Consider the following 838-nt stretch of genomic DNA (forward strand, 5'->3'; position numbering starts at 1 on the left):
GCGACGTCGTGGCCGTCGTCGTCTTCGGAGAGACAGCCAACGCCGGTCGCGTCCTGGAGGACGTCGACGTCGAGGTCGCCGTCCAGGACGGGATCGATGTCCGACGGCGTCAGCAGCCGATTGCGAGTCTCCTCCCAAGCGAGAGCATGTGCAATCGTCGTTGCGTGCTGGAGCGGGTTTTCCGCTTTGCCGGCCTCGACTACGAGCGATGAATCGGTGATCGAGACACGCGGCTGTCGCGGGTCGACGTCGTCCCGACGAATCCGTGAGTTCTGCAGCACGATGTTGCCGCGCTCAGACGCCGCTTCGAGCGGGAGAGCGCGGTCGTACCCGGCGCACCCAGGCGCGACCAGTCCGTGCGTCCAGTCCAGGTCGCGGTCGGGGCTCGCAGCGGCCGCACCTTCTGCCGCGGGGCGGTCGCCGGCGGCTACCGCGGCCTCCTCCCCACCCCCCTCTCGACCCTGCGCGGGTAAACACGGCATGGGGGGACGGATTTGGGGGGGCATTTCGACGCCGCTCACAGTTCCAGGCAGGCGCGTCTGGCGTCCTTCCTCCTGATAGACGGCGGTGATGTACTCAAGCCCGGCAGACGTGAGTGAGATTGCTCTGAGACCGTCGGGGCGATCGTGCCGCTCGACGAGCCCGTGCTCTTCCTCGAGGCGCTTGCAGACCTGGTACAGATTCCCATCTGACGGAGAGTCCAGAACTAGCTTCTCAGCAAGCTCTGCGTACGTCAGCGCGTGATTCGCGTCTGCCGCGACGTGCGCCACGACCGCCGTCTTCCGCGAGTCCGCCGACAGTTCATCGCGCGCGAGGCGCGCGCGTTCACTGGCACCCG

1 protein-coding gene is annotated in these 838 nt (G+C 67.4%); it reads right to left on the reverse strand.

What is annotated here, in order from left to right; all coding sequences use genetic code 11:
* On the reverse strand, window positions 1-838 hold an 838-nt coding region (locus DEQ92_RS23540), incomplete at both ends, for a hypothetical protein (protein ID WP_158547648.1).

Source organism: Haloferax sp. Atlit-6N (assembly GCF_003383195.1).
In the GTDB taxonomy this organism is placed as follows: Archaea; Halobacteriota; Halobacteria; order Halobacteriales; family Haloferacaceae; genus Haloferax; species Haloferax gibbonsii.